At 41.3% G+C, this 15,747-nt stretch carries 17 protein-coding genes and 1 riboswitch; of the genes, 4 read left to right on the top strand and 13 right to left on the bottom strand.

Going from position 1 to position 15,747, the window contains the following annotated elements:
- Positions 1-21 precede the first annotated feature (21 nt).
- Positions 22-159: riboswitch (FMN riboswitch) on the bottom strand.
- Positions 160-579: 420 nt separating this feature from the next.
- From DCC39_RS06365 to DCC39_RS06375, 3 genes are all read left to right on the top strand, one after another.
- Entirely contained in the window at positions 580-777 is a 198-nt protein-coding gene (locus tag DCC39_RS06365) for a spore coat protein D (RefSeq protein ID WP_116554053.1), read from the top strand.
- Between the two features lie 176 nt (positions 778-953).
- A complete protein-coding gene (locus DCC39_RS06370; RefSeq protein WP_116554054.1) occupies positions 954-1,061 on the top strand; it encodes a YjcZ family sporulation protein in 108 nt (35 codons plus the stop codon).
- A 159-nt stretch (positions 1,062-1,220) separates the two neighbouring features.
- Positions 1,221-1,709, top strand: a complete 489-nt coding sequence (locus DCC39_RS06375) for a spore coat protein (RefSeq protein WP_116554055.1) — start codon at positions 1,221-1,223, stop codon at positions 1,707-1,709.
- A gap of 43 nt (positions 1,710-1,752) precedes the next feature.
- Here DCC39_RS06375 and DCC39_RS06380 read toward each other — a convergent pair whose 3' ends face one another.
- The 11 genes from DCC39_RS06380 to DCC39_RS06430 form a co-directional block, all read right to left on the bottom strand.
- Entirely contained in the window at positions 1,753-1,944 is a 192-nt protein-coding gene (locus tag DCC39_RS06380; RefSeq protein WP_116554056.1) for a capping complex subunit for YIEGIA, read from the bottom strand.
- A gap of 11 nt (positions 1,945-1,955) precedes the next feature.
- A complete protein-coding gene (locus DCC39_RS06385; RefSeq protein WP_116554057.1) occupies positions 1,956-2,831 on the bottom strand; it encodes a YIEGIA family protein in 876 nt (291 codons plus the stop codon).
- A 114-nt stretch (positions 2,832-2,945) separates the two neighbouring features.
- Positions 2,946-3,383: a peptidylprolyl isomerase gene (locus DCC39_RS06390; protein WP_116554058.1), complete on the bottom strand. Its 438-nt coding sequence runs from the start codon at positions 3,381-3,383 to the stop codon at positions 2,946-2,948.
- A 367-nt stretch (positions 3,384-3,750) separates the two neighbouring features.
- Entirely contained in the window at positions 3,751-5,199 is a 1,449-nt protein-coding gene (locus DCC39_RS06395; RefSeq protein ID WP_116554059.1) for a spore germination protein, read from the bottom strand.
- 10 nt (positions 5,200-5,209) lie between these two features.
- Positions 5,210-5,632 (bottom strand): stage V sporulation protein AB, encoded by a 423-nt coding sequence (locus DCC39_RS06400; RefSeq protein WP_116554060.1) that lies wholly within the window; start codon positions 5,630-5,632, stop codon positions 5,210-5,212.
- A 1-nt stretch (position 5,633) separates the two neighbouring features.
- Positions 5,634-6,248, bottom strand: a complete 615-nt coding sequence (locus tag DCC39_RS06405; RefSeq protein WP_276309891.1) for a stage V sporulation protein AA — start codon at positions 6,246-6,248, stop codon at positions 5,634-5,636.
- Between the two features lie 112 nt (positions 6,249-6,360).
- Entirely contained in the window at positions 6,361-7,122 is a 762-nt protein-coding gene (sigF, locus tag DCC39_RS06410) for an RNA polymerase sporulation sigma factor SigF (RefSeq protein ID WP_116554061.1), read from the bottom strand.
- A 12-nt stretch (positions 7,123-7,134) separates the two neighbouring features.
- Positions 7,135-7,578, bottom strand: coding sequence for an anti-sigma F factor (gene spoIIAB / locus DCC39_RS06415; protein ID WP_116554062.1), 444 nt, complete (start codon positions 7,576-7,578; stop codon positions 7,135-7,137).
- Positions 7,579-7,929, bottom strand: coding sequence for an anti-sigma F factor antagonist (gene spoIIAA, locus DCC39_RS06420; protein WP_116554063.1), 351 nt, complete (start codon positions 7,927-7,929; stop codon positions 7,579-7,581). It lies immediately after the preceding gene.
- Positions 7,930-8,034: 105 nt separating this feature from the next.
- Entirely contained in the window at positions 8,035-9,207 is a 1,173-nt protein-coding gene (locus DCC39_RS06425; protein ID WP_116554064.1) for a D-alanyl-D-alanine carboxypeptidase family protein, read from the bottom strand.
- Between the two features lie 163 nt (positions 9,208-9,370).
- Entirely contained in the window at positions 9,371-10,672 is a 1,302-nt protein-coding gene (locus DCC39_RS06430; RefSeq protein ID WP_116554065.1) for a pyrimidine-nucleoside phosphorylase, read from the bottom strand.
- Between the two features lie 190 nt (positions 10,673-10,862).
- Between DCC39_RS06430 and DCC39_RS19785 the strand changes: the two genes are divergently transcribed.
- The gene (locus DCC39_RS19785; protein WP_407071841.1) at positions 10,863-10,943 is read left to right on the top strand and encodes a putative holin-like toxin; all 81 of its coding nucleotides are present in this window, start codon (positions 10,863-10,865) and stop codon (positions 10,941-10,943) included.
- Positions 10,944-11,179: 236 nt separating this feature from the next.
- Here the strand turns inward: DCC39_RS19785 and carB are convergent, their stop codons facing one another.
- Together carB and carA are read right to left on the bottom strand one after the other, a co-directional pair.
- A complete protein-coding gene (gene carB, locus DCC39_RS06440; protein WP_116554067.1) occupies positions 11,180-14,389 on the bottom strand; it encodes a carbamoyl-phosphate synthase large subunit in 3,210 nt (1,069 codons plus the stop codon).
- Entirely contained in the window at positions 14,376-15,548 is a 1,173-nt protein-coding gene (gene carA / locus DCC39_RS06445; protein ID WP_116554068.1) for a glutamine-hydrolyzing carbamoyl-phosphate synthase small subunit, read from the bottom strand. The genes carB and carA overlap by 14 nt, the downstream gene beginning before the upstream one ends.
- Between the last annotated feature and the right edge of the window lie 199 nt (positions 15,549-15,747).

A 15,747-nucleotide genomic window follows, 5' to 3' on the forward strand; every position in this document is an offset into this window, starting at 1 on the left:
GCATGCTTCGTATCAAAAATATGTTTCCTTCTCCCATCCAGACTATTACTGTCGGCTCTGGAGTTTCACCAGATCCACCGCTTGAAGCGGGTCACGGACTAAGAAGCTTTGAGCTTCATCACCGCCGGTTGGGAATTGCACCCGACCCCGAAGGAATAGATTATTCTTTTGTCGTTAACTATCGTTTCCTTTAATGGCTAAAAATGGCGCTAAATCAACATTTGTTGAAAAGTTCGTTCTTTTTTTGACTGTTTTTTGTTTTGCCGTTTTTTAAAAGTGTCCTACCAAGAAACCAGCCATTTTTTATTGATTATATTTTACCCTTTAAAAAAATAAAAAGCAAGGAGGTATGCTCCCTGCCCTCCATCAAACCATTTGTTCGGTAAGCCGTTTCAATGTTTGATAATGACGTTCTTTTAAAGTTAAAGCAGCCTATACCGTAAACTAATTTCATAGTAGTGTTCAATTTTTAGTTCATAAACCATTATTAACATATTGTCCCTATGTTGATGTATTTGTCCGTTTCCAAAGGAGACATGTAAACATTTAATGACTAATAAATACTAGGAGGTGAAAATAATGTTTCCCCATAACAGACCAATCCATTGTCCTCCAAGATACGTTGTTCACGATCATTTTGTTCGCCGTCCACAACCGATTATCCATCCCGTTGTTCACGTTAATCGGCTAAACATTGTAGATGTACCTGAACACATTTATAGACCCGTTATGAGAAATGAAATTGTTGAACACAGACCACCGTTTTGTTGCTGGTGAATTTCTTAAAAATGCATACAGTTATTAAAGTGTGGCATTTGGTATCTACAAGGTGTGCTTTTCGGAATATGAAGTCATTCTCTTCTTAAACAGGCTGCTAATTCAAACACATGTCCATTTCATTTACTGTTTTTTTGAATATGATTTAGTAACCTCAAAAAAGGAGGTGTTGCATTGTGAGTGAAGGCGGATACGGACATGGATCAGGATTTGCCTTGATCGTTGTATTGTTCATTCTTTTAATCATTATAGGTGTTTCTTATGTTGGCGGCGGATATTATTAATAAAAACTCCACTGCCTCTGAAGATCGGTCGATAAGCGACCGGTCTTTTTATAGTTTGTTTTAATCAATAGTTTACAACTGCATTCTGCGGACAAATTCCCTTTTATTTCCATAGGCATATGCTATTCCGAACCAATTATTCGGAGAGTGAGGAAATAAATGAAACATTGGAATCAAAAACACTTAGCTTGGCATGAAACATTGGAGCTGCATGAGCTTGTCGCATTTCAGTCTACCCAACTTGTAGGGTTTAAAAAGAAACTGCCTACCATCAAAAACTCTTCTCTACGTACCTTATATAGAGAGACTATTCAAAGCATTGAGCAAAATCTGCATGAATTGTTGCAATTTTACCCGTCTGCTTGGTCTATGGATCGCCATTCAAGTTTTCCGGATATGACCGCTGTTGAAAGCGGCAGTTTACTTGGCTTTTCCAAAGCTGCCGTCAGAAATTACGCTGCAGCAATAACGGAAACAGCTACTCCTCAACTTAGGGAAACGTTCAAAAGGCACTTACTTAAAGCCATTGATCTACATGGAAGGGTCTTTTATTTTATGTTTTACAACGGCTATTATCCCGCATATGATCTTGAGCAATTATTAGCCAACGACGTGAAAATGGCTAAGAATGCTTTAGCTTTTAGGTAATTTCAAGCTCTAATTTGTAAATGATCCGTTGTGGCATGCATTTTTACCGTGCAACAATGATCATTGTGTTCTCATGAATTTGATGGGCGGAAGCATCCATGATTTTTTCAAGGCTATTGCTTACTTTTTGTAAATCATCTTTCGATTCAGTGATAAAAACAGGCGCACCCCCGCCCTTAATGTTTTCTTGTTTCATAGTTACAATGGCAACGATTGTTGCTTGCTGCTCCTCCATTTTCCCAACTCCTATTTCCCTTTATTCGCTTCACTTGGCAACCGAATCGCACTGTCAAGCACTGGCACTTGCTCCAAAACCGTTTTGATTTGATGAAAATCCCTTTCTTCAGGCATAAGGAATAAACCTATTCTTCCATCCTTCATTTTACGTTTTGAAAGGGGAACAATATCCGGCTCGCCTGAGTCAAGGTAAACACCAAGAACATTCGCAACATGGTGCAGCATCGCTTGGCGCTGGCCAAGATTGGATAAAATAAGGACACTATTTTCATTTTTTGGGGTGGCGATCACTCCAACTGCCCGTTCCAGAATTAATTTTCTACTTTCTTCAAGCCCAACGTTTTTAATATGAATATCACCAACATATAAATTTGGGCCTTCAAACCGTATCTCACCTTCTGAAAAATCAGCAACCGCTTTTAATACTTTTCCAGACATGTTGAATTTCACGATAATAAGCATGATAATCCCGCTAATTATCCCTAACCAAGGTTTAAACACGCTGAAAAAAGTAGTTACAAGCGCTGTAAACATGACGAGGTAATTCCGGCTTTCAAATGCTTGGGCCATCCCTTCAATAAACGGAGAGCCTCGTTTAACCAATTCAAATGTATCGACTTTCTCAAGCGTTTCTCTTTCCATCTTACGGACTTCCCGAAATTGTGTCGCTGCCAATCCTAGGAAGGTGACTGCCGTCCAATCCGATTCCAAGACAGCGGGTACAGCGACAGCACCTATAAAAGATGCGATAAATCCAAATGAAATATGAATAATTCTTCCTTGCGGGTATGTAGGATATTGACGAAAATCTGTACGTAATAAAACAGCTCTTGCGATGCAGCCAAACACGATTCCAATAGTGACGGCCAATAAATACGTATCCATATTCGCCCCCTTAGAATGAAAGCATATTTTTATGTTAACCATTCTTTGGAAAAATATAATCAAATAAAAATAGCCGCAAACCTTAATATTTAAGGTTTACGGCTATTTGTATCCTTACTCTTCATCCCAAACAGAGACTTCTTTCATCACATCGCCTTGTTTGATTCTTAGCACAGTATCCATTCCATCTATGACTTGCCCGAACACAGTATGGACACCGTCCAAATGAGGCTGAGGTTCATGAACGATAAAGAACTGGCTTCCGCCTGTATCTTTCCCGGCATGCGCCATCGATAAAGCGCCGGCTACATGTTTATGCGGGTTGCCTTCTGTTTCGCACTTAATTGTATAACCCGGCCCTCCGGCTCCCGTTCCAGTTGGATCGCCTCCTTGGGCGACAAATCCAGGAATCACGCGATGAAATGTTACACCGTTATAAAAATCAGAATTCGCAAGCTTTTCAAAGTTTGCAACAGTGTTAGGAGCTTCTTCAGGAAAAAACTCAATGATAATTTGCTCCCCGTTTTCAAATTCAATTTTACCTTTTTTCATGATCATTTCCTCCAATTTTGCAGTTTGCATTTTTAGTTTACTTGAAGAGGGTGAAACAAGCAAAAATGGGAGCGTAGAGGCTACCCCGAATTTTAGCGGCTGATTGAACAACATCTTCAAGAATTTGTGAGTGGATTTTTAAGAGGCGAGTCGTGAGAAAGCAAATCTTCGTAGTTCTCTTTTAATAATGAGTTGGATTCCCCATTTTCAATGAAAACAACAGCTTTATGGAAAGATGGCTGCTATGATTAATCATGCTTGTACCGTGTAATTGCATGTTTTTCCCCGCTTCCTATTGCTGCAAATTACATGTAATGATTCGCTTTAATGTACCACAAAAAACGACCGAATACAAATTCGGTCATTGTTATTTCTTCGCATTTTGTGGGTGCAGTATGCTTGGGCGACGTTTCTTATAAGGCTCCGCGATTCGAATTAAAACATTTAAAAACGCACTTAAATTAAATGGAATAAACGGCCATAAATAAGGTGTGTTTAAATTTTTAAGTTTTACTAAATAAACGATGACGAGGGTTGAAGCTATTACTAAACCTGGCAGCTTAAAAGCAAGGACAGCCAACAGCAAAAATAAGCGTACAAGCTTATTCGCTACACTAAGTTCATAACTTGGCGTAGCATAGGTTCCAATTGCTGCAATCGCCACATACAAAACGACTTCTGGAACAAACAGGCCTACATCAATGGCGATTTGGCCAATCATAACAGCTGCGATTAATCCCATTGCCGTTGCTAGAGGTGTAGGGGTATGTATTGAAGCCATTCTCAGAAGATCGATCCCGTAATCTGCAATCAAAAGCTGCAAGATGATCGGAATTTTAGAATCTTTATTCGGGCCGATAAAATCAATTTCTTTTGGAAGCAAATTTGGATCAAGTACATAAAGATACCACAAAGGAAGCAAAAAAATAGAGGCAAATACCCCGATAAATCGCACCCAACGCAGAAATGCACCGATACCGGGAGTCTGTCTATATTCTTCGGCATGCTGCAAATGGTGAAAAAAGGTCGTTGGAATAATGATCGCGCTTGGTGACGTATCAACGATCAGCATGACATGCCCTTCAAGAATATGGACAGACGCTACGTCTGGTCTTTCCGTATACCTTACGAGCGGGAATGGATTCCAGCCTTGCTTCATGATATACTCTTCAACCGCTCTGTCCGCCATCGGAATACCGTCTGTTTTGATTCCGGCAAGTTCCTTTTTAACCAAATCGACCAAACCAGGATCGGCAACATCTTTAAGATAAGAAATACAAACATCTGTTTTTGATCGTTCACCAACCTGAACCATTTCATTTCGAAGATTTTCATCCCGGATTCTACGACGGATTAAAGCCGTATTTTCAACGATATTCTCTGTAAATCCGTCCCTGGCTCCCCGGATAACCTTCTCCGTGTCAGGTTCTTCAGGTTGCCTTCCTGGATATTGGCGGGCATCAATAATAAAGCATTCTGGCTCCCCATCAACAAATATGAGTAACAATCCACTTAATAAACGATCGATCGCTTCATCAAATTTATTTGTCGTTTCCACTTGCTGATGCGGTAAATTATGCTGGAGAAAGTCGTGTATTGACCCATCATTGCTTTCATTAACATTCGCAAATAAATCCATAACCATTTCCGCAAAACATAGTCCTGTTACGTAATAAATTAAAACATTTCTTTCACCATATTTAAAAGTTCGAGATCCTACATCAAAGCTAACACCATCGCCAAGGCGATTTTTAAGATAAGCCTCGTTCTCGTGCAAATTCTTTCTTATGTTTTCTTTTTTATTCAATGATGGCACCTCGCTTCATTTAAAATTTCACAAAAAATAGCCATTGAAATAATGATCCAATCATTTTCCCAAACACGATGGCCATAAGTAATCCTGTTAAAGCTTCCTCAATCCCAATTCGTTTGGAAAGGATCGGCATCACATTCAAAACTTCAAATAATGCCGCTGCAAGCATTCCGACAAAAATACCACAGAACAGCCCGATGGCAAGTAATAGGAATGCAGGTAAATGAAACGAGATGTCTCTTAAATACATTAAGCTGAAACCAACTGCCCCTAAAGAGACCGCCCATTCGTAATGACGTAAAAATGGCAATGTTTTCGTTAAATGAATTAACCTTGGAATAACGCCTAAAACGGTTAAGAACGCGACAAAACCACTGCCAACCGCTATCCCACCCGCTAAACCGATAAAAATTACAAAAAGGACTGTAAGTGCCATTTCAATTTTTCTCGTTTTCTTTTTGACCTTCAGTCAAAATCAAATATTGGTTGAGATCTTGTTCATATTTAAACATTTCAATCTCTAAGGGACTTGGTTCTTCATTGAATTTCTTCTTAAATAAGTGATTAAAAAATAAAATCATCCCGATTCCTAATCCGATTGAATAAGGGACTTGGAGTAAAAGCGGGAAATCATTCTCTTTTCCCGTGATCATTTCATACAGTTTCTGCTGGACTGCCAACATGCTGACATCTTCGTGAAAATTCATGATGGTAAGCCCGCTCCCGAAAAAGAGCAATAGCCAAACAAAAATAAAAAGAGGAATAGAATGCCTTTTCTTTTGTTCTTTTACTCGTACGATTGTTTGGGATGGTCCAATCGATTCGATATCCAAATTAGGAAAATGATTTCCGATAATGGCTATAATTCTCATTAAGTCAATAATAATGACATTATTGTCCTCTTCTTTCACAATATGAGCCGGCAATTCGGCAATTTTTTCACATAATGGCTCATTGCCAATGAGGTATGCTGTCTGTCCAATCGAAATCGTTTGATTTAATTCGGCATCGATACGTGGTTTCATTTTAATATAGATGGCTCTCACGTCCACTGCCTCAACCCCTTAAATCGTCACAGTTTACTTGATGGTAGTATGCGAATGTTGGTATTTCTTTATTCAATTTGTTTCTCGTCCTGCTGTTAAAATTAAAAATCAGACGGGTCTATTCTCCCATCTGATTTTTAATTTCCAATAATATTTTCTTTTCTAATCGAGAAACTTGTACTTGCGATATTCCTAGCCTTTCAGCAACTTCCGATTGTGTTTGATCCTTGTAATACCTTAAGAAAACAATAAGCCTTTCCCGTTCATTTAATCGGTCAATCGCTTCTTTTAGAGCAATTTTATCAAACCATTTTCCATCAGATGAATGATCTGCGATTTGATCGATTAATGTAATCGGATCTCCGTCATTTTCATAAACCGTTTCATGAATCGAAGTAGGAGTACGTGTCGCTTCTTGGGCCAAAGTAACTTCTTCGGGTGGGATGTCTAAATAATCCGCTATTTCATGAACGGTCGGCACCCTTCCTTTTTGTTTTGACAGTTCATCCCTCGCCCGCCGGATTTTATTGCCGGTTTCCTTTAAAGATCGGCTTACTTTCACTGTCCCATCGTCCCGTATAAAGCGCTGGATCTCTCCAATGATCATCGGGACAGCATATGTTGAAAATTTAACATCATATGACAAATCGAACTTATCAACAGATTTTAATAAACCGATTGCACCAATCTGAAAGAGATCATCAGGCTCGTAACCGCGATTGATAAATCGTTGGACAACTGACCATACGAGCCGCATATTTTTTTGTACGATAAGATCCCTTGCGGACGTATCGCCATTCTGGCTCTTTTTTATCAGTTCTTTTATTTCGCTGTCTTTTAAGTACGATTCGTGATTATCATTTTTTACTTCGACATCCATAAGTCGTACTCCTTAATTAAATAACGCTTTATTTTTTGATAAATATTTTGTTAAGTAAATCGTTGTCCCTTTATTCACATTGGATTCGACTTTCAGCTCATCCATGAAGTTCTCCATGATCGTAAATCCCATTCCCGAGCGCTCCAACTCAGGTTTTGATGTATAGAGCGGCTGGCGTGCTTCCTCAAGATTGGGAATGCCTACTCCTTCGTCCTTAATGACAATGGACACTTTATTTTCTTTCTCAATCGTAACTTCAATGAATACTTCCCCATCTGGATTGTTTTCATAACCATGAATAATTGCATTTGTAACAGCTTCAGACACGACAGTTTTGATTTCTGTCATTTCATCCATTGTCGGATCAAGTTGTGTAATAAACGCAGCAACAGTTACTCTTGCGAAAGATTCATTTTCACTTAAAGCGGAAAATTGCAATTTCATCTTATTTTTCATTTACGCCACCCCCAACGTTTGCAATGCATTTCTCTCGTTTTTTTCTAAGCGAATAATTTTGAATAATCCGCTCATCTCAAACAAACGTTTTATAGGCGGCGAGATTGCACACACGATCATTTCGCCGTTGCGGTTTTTTATTTTTTTGTATCTTCCTAAAATCACACCTAGCCCTGAACTATCCATAAATGTCAGAGTTTCTAGGTTTAATACAATATGGCGGATGTCGTTTCCATCCAATTGGGTTTCTATTTTTTCCCGCAGGAGCTCCGCGGTATGATGATCGAGTTCCCCTTCAAGGCGAACGAGTAAAACGGTCTTTTTAATTTCAAGCGCGATTTTAAGACCCACTTTTGATTCCTCCTTATGCAATCGTCTAGTGAGTCTTTTTCGCTATTTTATTTTTAATTCCTTCTTGTTGACAAAACTAGTGAAGAACCCAATAAATTCGTCAAATTATTTTTCGGGCGGTACTGTAAATTGATTTAAAGTACGTTTAAATAACTGCCACCACGATGCTTTTTTAAGATCTTCAGCTGCTAAAAGCGGTGTTTCGGTTAATTTGCCCCCTTCTTTTTCCAACACAATTTTCCCGATTTGATCGCCTTTTTTAATAGGGGCTTTCACGTTATCATCAAAGATATATTTTGTTTTGATGTCATCTGTTGTTCCGCCTTTTTCTGTCAACAATGAAATCGCGTCGCCTGTGACAACATCTATCTTCTTTTTAGAGCCTTTATTGATCGTTAGTTGTTTTACCTTTTCGCCGCGTTCAACTAAACGATGAATTTCATATCGGCTAAAGGCATAATCAAACATTTTCATAATTTCGCTGTTTCGCTCTTTTGGCGTTTTCGCTCCCATGACAACTGAAATGAGCCGCATGCCATCTTTTTTTGCTGTTGCTGTTAAACAATATTTTGCTTCGCTCGTATAGCCTGTTTTCAACCCATCTACTCCCGGATAAAATTTAACTAAGCGATTCGTATTAACAAGCCAAAACTTTTTGTCGCTGTCTTCACGCAAATAATCTTCGTAGATGCTTGTATAATTTGTAATTTCTTCGTGTTTAAGCAATTCTTTTGCCATCAGTGCCATATCATGTGCGGAAGAATAGTGATTTTCAGCTGGAAGGCCTGTCGAGTTCACGAAATGAGTATCTTTTAAACCAAGTTCTCTTACTTTTTTATTCATTCGTTTCACAAATTCTTCTTCTGAACCTGCGATGTGTTCAGCAATCGCAACAGACGCGTCGTTTGCTGATGCCACGGCAATCGCCTTCAATAAATGATCGACAGTCATTTCTTCCCCTTCTTCGAGGAAAATTTGTGAGCCTCCCATTGAAGCAGCGCGTTCGCTCGTCCGTACTTTATCATCTAAGGAGAGTGTTTTTTTATCAATTTCTTCCATAATTAAGATCATTGTCATAATCTTTGTCATACTTGCTGGAGGGAGTTGTTTATTGCTTTCTTTTTCAAAGAGTATGGTGCCTGTATCCCTCTCAATTAAGATAGCCGAAGGGGCTTTCATGTCTAAACTCGCTTTTTCCTTTTCATTTGCCTCGGAAGTTAACGTAAAAGAATTCAAAATGAAAGCAATGACAAAAAGGGCAGATATTATTTTTTTCAAAAAAATCCCTCCATTTTCAACGTCTTACCTGTCATTGTTTCCATTTTTTCACAGCTTATACACCATTTAATCCCATTTGTTCACAATAAAAAAAGCGGGAGAAGAAATATGCCATTGAATGGCATATTTCTTCTCCCGCTTTTTCTCCATCCGTTTCTTATTTTTATGTAATCACTTTGTGAATAACTTTTGCTGGGCTTGGGGGCTGATTTGAAAAACAAAATGCGCCTGCCGCTTTTTTTATTGCTTCTTCTGGCGTTTCATCATCACTGTGAAGAATACAAATTGTTTCATCCATCGTTACTTTATCACCTGTTTTTTTCTTTAAAGTGATTCCAACACCGTGATTGATTTCATCCTCCTTCGTTGCTCTTCCCGCTCCTAGAAGCATAGCAGCGAGCCCAATAGATTCTGCGTCGATTGCTGAAACATAACCATTTTTATCGGATTTTACCTCGATATGGTATTTTGCGTTTGGCAATGTATGCAAGTTTTCTATCCTTTCAACATTACCACCCTGAGCTTCAATAAAGCTTTTAAATGCAAGAAACGCTCTGCCATTCTCAAGATTTTTCTCCAATTCATGATATGCCCGTCGGTAATTTGAATAAGCCCCAGCCATAACCGCCATATGAGATGCAATTTCAAGTGACAAAATCCGTAAGTCTTCCACTCTCTTTCCTTTCAAAATCTCTGCTGCCTCTTTTATTTCATTTGCATTGCCTACTTCATACCCGAGCGGCTGATTCATATCACTGATCACCGCAACAATTTTTTTTCCGAGATTTTTGCCAATGGCCGCCATCTCATTTGCCAATGCTTCAGACTCTTCAAGCGATTTCATGAAAGCGCCCGATCCTGTTTTTACGTCAAGAACAATATTGTCAGCGCCACAGGCTAACTTTTTACTCATGATCGAACTGGCAATGAGGGGGATGGAATCGACAGTAGCAGTTACATCCCTAAGAGAATAGAGCTTTTTATCAGCGGGAGCTAAATTGCCCGTTTGTCCTGCGACTGCAAGTTTATATATGTTGACATTCTGAATAAACTGTTCTTTTGACAGCGAGGCGTTAAATCCTTCGATTGCCTCAAGCTTATCCAGTGTGCCTCCTGTGTGCCCAAGGCCGCGGCCAGACATTTTAGCAACAGGCACTCCAACAGATGCAACCAAAGGGCCAATAATAAACGTCGTTTTATCCCCTACCCCGCCGGTGGAATGCTTATCAACAATATTCCCTTTAATTTGGGATAGATCAATGGTCTCGCCTGAATCAACCATCGCTTGAGTAAGAATGGCTGTTTCCTCTGATGTCATCCCTTTAAAATAAATCGCCATCAACAATGCCGACGCTTGATAATCGGGAATGTCTCCGTTCGTATAACCATCAACAAAAAATTGGATTTCCTCCGAAGTTAACGCTTTTCCGTTACGTTTTTTTTGAATAAGATCTACCATTCTCACAAGCCATCACCTCAATTGTGTTCATTGCTCCTCTTCTTATCTAAATCAAGTGAATACTTTTTTTATCATAAAAGTCAATACAAAACACTCAAAAAAATTGCAAAATGTCTGTTATAATAATGCTTGTACAATGGGATTGGCTCCTCAAGGGTGGTCTGGCTCACCTCCATATTGAAAGGAGGTGATGCTTATGACAGTATTTGAATCGCTATCACTTACGATCGCTTTCGGCGTTTTAATTGCGGCACTGTCACGAGACAAAAAGAAATAGACCTCCCTTGAGCCTAGACAACTTGTAGGGATGGTCTATTTAAAAGACTACCGAGCCAGCCACTCTTATAAAGAGTTAACTATTGTACAGGGCCGTGGGTGTTACCAGCACCTACGGCTTCTTTTTATTTTACATTTTAATTAATGAAATTATAACACCTTGCCATACTTATATCAATTTATTTTGCTTTTGTCATCTTAAATTGTACTCTATATTTTCAAACGGATTAGCTATTATTACCACCCAGGCATTGCGTGTAATGAGAAATTGATTTCCTCCAGCATAAGCTGTAGTGCTCTCACCGTATCGAGGGAAGTTAAACAAACGACCCCGTTTTCGACAGATTCCCTTCGTATGCGAAACCCATCACGTTGCGGTGTTTTACCTTTTGTGAGCGTATTAACGACAAACTGTACTTCTCCGTTGCGAATGAGATCGAGAATGTTCGGTGAACCTTCGCTAAGCTTATTCACTTTGGTTACGTTCAAACCAGCCTCTTCCAGCGCTTTGGCCGTACCCCCAGTGGCGATTAGTTTATAACCGAGTCGACTGAAACCGCTCAGAATTTCTACCGCTTCAGATTTATCTTTGTCCGCTATTGTAGCGATAATAGATCCTGCTGTAGGAAATTTCATGCCGGCACCGATCAGCCCTTTATATAACGCTTTAGCGAAATTGACATCACGTCCCATGACTTCACCTGTCGATTTCATTTCCGGTCCGAGCGTCGTATCCACGCGTCGCAGCTTGGCAAAGGAAAATACTGGAACTTTAACGGAAACGCACTTGTCCTCCGGCCATAATCCGCTCTGGTACCCCATATCGGCAAGAGTTTGGCCCATAATGACACGGGTGGCCACGTTAGCCATTGGTATGTTCGTTACTTTGCTGAGAAACGGAACCGTCCTGGATGAACGTGGGTTCACCTCAATGACAAAGACCTGATCTTGATGGATGACAAATTGAATGTTAACCAATCCGACCACTCGCAATCCTTTGGCGATTTTTACCGTGATGTCAATAATTTGCTGTTTGATCCGTTCGGAGAGAGTTTGCGGCGGATAGACCGCAATAGAGTCTCCAGAGTGGACTCCGGCACGCTCGACGTGCTCCATAATGCCAGGAATCAGCACCGTATCATTATCGCAGATCGCATCAACTTCCACTTCTTTACCAAGCATATAACGGTCAATCAAGACTGGATGTTGTGGATTGATTTTAACAGCCTGTTCCATGTAGCTAAGCAATTCTCCATCCGACTCGACGATCTCCATTGCCCGGCCGCCAAGAACATATGAGGGACGAACGAGAACAGGATAACCGAGCCTTGCTGCAGTACTGACTGCTTCATTTACTGATGTGACTGTAGCGCCCTCAGGCTGAGCAATGTTCAAATTTCGGAGCAGCGCTTCGAATTTTTTGCGATCTTCCGCCGTATCGATGCTCTTCAAGTCGGAACCAAGGATGCGCACACCTGCTTTTTGCAACGGGGCAGCAAGATTAATTGCGGTTTGGCCGCCGAACTGTACGATAACACCTACCGGCTGCTCACGTTCGATCACATTCATAACATCTTCGAAGAAGAGCGGCTCAAAGTAGAGTCTATCCGAAGTATTAAAGTCGGTTGAAACAGTTTCTGGATTATTATTTATAATAACAGCTTCATATCCAGCATCTTGAATCGCCCAAACCGCATGGACGGTCGAGTAGTCAAACTCAATTCCTTGGCCAATGCGAATGGGACCTGAGCCGAGTACAATGACTTTTGGCTTGGAAGTGTCCTGCACTTCGTCTTCCGTTTCGTATGTTGAGTAATAATATGGCGTTGTCGCTTCAAACTCAGCGGCACAAGTATCAACCATCTTGTAAACCGGTACGAATCGGTTTGCCTTTCGGAACGCACGAACGTCTGCTTCTGTTGAATATTTCAGCGTTTCCGCCGCCTCGCTCCTAATTTCTGCTATCGCGCGGTCGGTGAATCCGAGGCGCTTCGCCTCAAACAGCGTCTCCGATGTAAGATCGGCTGCGGCGATGTCCTCTTCGAAGCGGATCAAGCCGTCAAGCTTCTGTAAAAACCACCAATCAATCTTTGTAAGTTCATATAATTGTTCGACTGTCATGCCGCGTCGCAGCGCTTCAGCGATAAGGAATAAGCGCTCGTCGTCTGGTTTCTGCAAACGCTGAATGAATGTGTCGTCATCCAATTTGTCCGTCTCTTTCAACCTCAACCGATGAGCGCCGATTTCAAGGGATCGGATGGCTTTTTGTAACGATTCTTCAAATGTGCGTCCGATCGCCATCACTTCACCAGTTGCTTTCATTTGTGTGCCGAGCTCCTTGTGGGCGCCGATAAATTTATCAAAGGGCCAACGAGGGATTTTGGAAACGATATAATCCAGTGTAGGCTCAAAACAAGCGTAGGTTTGTCCTGTAATGGGATTGACGATTTCATCTAGTGTATAGCCGACGGCGATTTTAGCGGCCATTTTTGCAATCGGATATCCTGTCGCTTTGGAAGCCAGCGCCGAAGATCGACTGACACGTGGATTGACTTCAATAACATAATACTGAAAGCTATGAGGATCGAGGGCAAATTGCACGTTGCAACCACCTTCGATATTCAATGCTCGTATAATGTTAATCGCAGCCGAACGCAGCATTTGGTTTTCGCGGTCCGATAATGTTTGGGTCGGAGCAACGACGATGCTGTCACCGGTATGAACGCCTACCGGATCGAAGTTTTCCATATTGCAAACGACGATGCAGTTGTCATTCGAGTCGCGCATGACTTCATATTCGATTTCTTTCATCCCTGCAATGCTCTTCTCAATCAGGCACTGGCCGATTGGACTGTACCGGATTCCTGCAGACACTGTTTCGATAAGCTCTTCTTTTGTGCTGCAAATGCCGCCGCCTGTTCCTCCTAACGTGTATGCGGGACGAACAATAATCGGGTAACCGATCTCGTCCGCAAAGCTTATTGCTTGCGGCATAGAAGTAACAACCATGCTTTCTGGCACCGGTTGCTTGAGCTTTCTCATTAGATCTCTAAATAAGTCACGGTCTTCTGCATTTTCAATTGCGTCAAGCTGTGTGCCAAGAAGCTTCACATTTTCTTTATCCAATACGCCCGCGCGGGCGAGCTCGATAGCCATATTCAAACCCGTTTGTCCGCCGAGAGTCGGCAGTAACCCGTCAGGACATTCCTTCCTGATAATCTGTGAAACAAAATCGAGAGTAATTGGTTCAATATATATTTTGTCCGCCATGTTCGCATCGGTCATAATCGTCGCCGGGTTGCTGTTGATAAGAACGACTTCCATTCCTTCCTCTTTCAACGCTTGGCAAGCCTGTGTTCCCGCGTAATCAAACTCTGCCGCCTGGCCAATCACGATCGGGCCAGAGCCGATCACTAATATTTTTTTTAATTGGTTATTTTTCGGCATAATGAGCCTCCCCTTTCGTTCCAGACATTTGTTGAATAGATTTCCGTTCGGCAAGCATTTGAACTTGACGAACAGGCTGGGAACGATTCCGTTTAAACGAATCGATCGATTCTAGAAAATCATCAAACAAATGATTCGAATCAAAAGGGCCCGGGGAAGCTTCCGGATGATATTGTACAGAAAAGGCCATATATTTTGTATGCTTTAAACCCTCGATTGTCCGATCGTTGATGTTAACGTGCGTAATTTCCAGCCCCGTCCCCGCAATAGATTCCTCTTTTACAGTGTAGCCATGATTTTGGGAGGTCATATAGCATTTTCCCGTTCGAAGATCTTTAACTGGATGATTTCCGCCGCGATGGCCAAATTTCAGTTTCTCCGTATCCGCTCCGCATGCCAAAGCAAACAACTGATGCCCAAGGCAAATACCGAAAATTGGAACCTCACCAAGCAATTCTTGTATCATTTGAACCGCATATGATACGTTTTTTGGATTTCCAGGTCCGTTGGAGAGCAGGATGCCGTCCGGGATGAGACGGCGAATTTGCTCGGCAGTCGTATCATGCGGCACAACTACGACGTCGCAACCGCGGTCGGAAAGCTCCTTCATAATTCCGCTCTTGGTTCCAAAATCGACAAGGACGATTCTTTCCTTATTGCCTGGAACACTGTATACGCTGCGAGTAGAAACGCGGGCGACTTGATCTTTCAAAAGCGCCGTTCCGTTAACTATTTCCATTAGTTCTTCAACCGACCGTTTCGAAATCGACAAGATCCCTTTCATTGCCCCGGATTGGCGGATTAATCGTGTAAGCATGCGTGTATCGATTTCACTGATTCCGACAATTCCATATTCCTTAAGAAAATAATCGAGAGTGCATTGAGCTCTCCAGTTGCTAGGAACCTCTTCATATTTTCTCACGACGAAGCCGTTGGCGAAAGGACGCACCGCTTCAAAATCATCCCTTGTTATTCCATAATTGCCAACAAGAGGATACGTCATCGTTATAATTTGTCCGCAATAAGACGGATCAGTGAGAAGCTCCTGATATCCCGTCATCCCTGTGTTAAATACGACTTCACCAACAGTATCTCCTTCGGCTCCAAATGCTTTCCCAACGAAAAGAGAACCATCTTCTAAGAGCAGCCTTGCCTGCATATGTCCCCACTCCCTCTATATATAAATTATTTGAACAAACTACATTTTCCTGTGATAATGACAAGCGCCACCCAAGTTATTCCCTTTCTGCATAATTATACACAAAAGTGAGTAAAATTTCAATCTGTTCACTAAATCAAAACCACCCGTGTGAACGGGTGGTTTGCTCTACGGCTGAAAGCCTTTGTTACTGGCCAGC

It is taken from the genome of Pueribacillus theae, from assembly GCF_003097615.1.
GTDB lineage: Bacteria > Bacillota > Bacilli > Bacillales > UBA6769 > Pueribacillus > Pueribacillus theae.

What these genes read in the sequence shown, in the direction of transcription:
- DCC39_RS06375 (WP_116554055.1), top strand. Translation starts at nt 1,221, where the DNA reads ATGAAACATTGGAATCAAAAACACTTAGCTTGGCATGAAACATTGGAG.
- sigF (WP_116554061.1), bottom strand. Translation starts at nt 7,122, where the DNA reads ATGGATGTCGAAGTAAAAAATGATAATCACGAATCGTACTTAAAAGAC.
- DCC39_RS06385 (WP_116554057.1), bottom strand. Translation starts at nt 2,831, where the DNA reads ATGGATACGTATTTATTGGCCGTCACTATTGGAATCGTGTTTGGCTGC.
- spoIIAB (WP_116554062.1), bottom strand. Translation starts at nt 7,578, where the DNA reads ATGAAAAATAAGATGAAATTGCAATTTTCCGCTTTAAGTGAAAATGAA.
- carA (WP_116554068.1), bottom strand. Translation starts at nt 15,548, where the DNA reads ATGCAGGCAAGGCTGCTCTTAGAAGATGGTTCTCTTTTCGTTGGGAAA.
- DCC39_RS06380 (WP_116554056.1), bottom strand. Translation starts at nt 1,944, where the DNA reads ATGGAGGAGCAGCAAGCAACAATCGTTGCCATTGTAACTATGAAACAA.
- DCC39_RS06365 (WP_116554053.1), top strand. Translation starts at nt 580, where the DNA reads ATGTTTCCCCATAACAGACCAATCCATTGTCCTCCAAGATACGTTGTT.
- carB (WP_116554067.1), bottom strand. Translation starts at nt 14,389, where the DNA reads ATGCCGAAAAATAACCAATTAAAAAAAATATTAGTGATCGGCTCTGGC.
- DCC39_RS19785 (WP_407071841.1), top strand. Translation starts at nt 10,863, where the DNA reads ATGACAGTATTTGAATCGCTATCACTTACGATCGCTTTCGGCGTTTTA.
- DCC39_RS06390 (WP_116554058.1), bottom strand. Translation starts at nt 3,383, where the DNA reads ATGAAAAAAGGTAAAATTGAATTTGAAAACGGGGAGCAAATTATCATT.
- DCC39_RS06400 (WP_116554060.1), bottom strand. Translation starts at nt 5,632, where the DNA reads ATGGCACTTACAGTCCTTTTTGTAATTTTTATCGGTTTAGCGGGTGGG.